Genomic DNA, 1,492 nt, shown 5'->3' on the forward strand with positions numbered 1-1,492 from the left:
CCCTCGACGTGCTGGTGCAGGACACCGAGTACGACCCGGAGAAACTCATCGGCCAGCCCGTCAGCCTCGCCCTGCTCTGCGACGACGGCAGCCAGGCGCCACGACACGGCCTGGTCGAGAGCGTACGTTACCTCGGCAGCGACGGCGGACTGCATGATTGGCAGCTGGTGTTCGCGCCGTGGTTCAGCCTGCTCGAATACCGCAGCGACTGTCGCATCTGGCAGGACAAGAACCTGCCAGCAATTTTCGAGTCCGTGTTCGCCCTGTACGAGCAAGCCAAAGGCAACTACCGCCTCGACCTGCGCCGCGAATACGCGCCGCTGTCCTACGTCACTCAGTTCAACGAGACCGACGCCAACTTCGTGCAGCGCTGGTGCGAGCTCGAAGGCCTTTTCTGGTACGTCGAGCACACAGCCGACAGCCACTGCATCGTCTTCACCGACAGCGTCGACACCCTGCCCGCCCTCGCCCCGCAAAGCGTGCCGTTCCACACCCAGAGCGTCACCGAGAAACAGGACGGCATCACCCAGTGGCGCACCGGCTCGCAGTTGCTCAGCGGCAAGCTCAATTGGCGCAGCGTCGATTACCTGGCCCACAGCCAGCCCCGTGAAAGCGTGATGCCGGCCTTGCAGGCCGCCTCCGCGCCGGCCGCGCTGGAACGTTACGAATACCAGGGCCAGTACAACTGGCAGAAACAGGAGCGCGGCGACTGGCTCAGCCGCGTGCAGATCGAACAACGCGAATCTCAGGCCCGCCGCGTGCACGGCCAGGGCGGTGTGCGCCAGTTGCAGGCCGGCCGCTGGTTCGAACTGACCCAGCACCCCCTGTACGAGCGCAAGACCGCCGAAGCCCGGCAGTTCCTGCTGATCGAGGTGCAGTTCTTTGCCGCAAGCAACCTGCCGATGGCCCAGCAACGCCGCGATCCAGCCGGCAGCCTTGCGCCGCTGTTCAAATCGGTACGCCCGGCACCGCCGGATTCCCTGCTCGGCTCAGCCCTGAGCGAAGCGTCCTACGGCTTTTTCCTCAGCACCTTTGAAGGCCAGTTGCACAGCGCGCCCTACCGCAGCCCGTTCGAGCACGCCAAGCCCACTTGCCCAGGTCCCCAGACCGCTGTGGTGGTCACCCCGAGCGGCCATGAAGTGTTCACCGACAGCCTCAACCGCGTCTGCGTGCGCTTCCACTGGGATCGCCTGAGCCAGGACGGCGATCTGAGTTCCTGCTGGCTGCGCATGCTGCAACCGAGCAGCGGCCCCGACTGGGGCAGCGTGCACGTGCCGCGTGCCGGCGAAGAAGTGGTGGTCACCTTCCTCGACAACGACATCGACCGCCCGCTGGTCATGGGCCAGGTGTACGGCGGCCACAAACCGGCCTGGCACTCCAGCGGCCTGATGTCCGGTTACAAGAGCAAGGAAGTCGGCGGCGGCGGCTTCAACCAGTGGGTGATGGACGACTCCACCGGCCAGGTACGCACGCAGATCCACAGCAGCCACGG

1 protein-coding gene is annotated in these 1,492 nt (G+C 65.8%); it reads left to right on the plus strand.

Annotated elements, in window-relative coordinates; genetic code table 11:
* On the plus strand, positions 1 to 1,492 hold a 1,492-nt coding region (locus ACIQUF_RS25570; protein WP_403136520.1), incomplete at both ends, for a type VI secretion system Vgr family protein.

This window comes from Pseudomonas sp. NPDC090233 (assembly GCF_044772285.1).
Taxonomy (GTDB): Bacteria; Pseudomonadota; Gammaproteobacteria; order Pseudomonadales; family Pseudomonadaceae; genus Aquipseudomonas.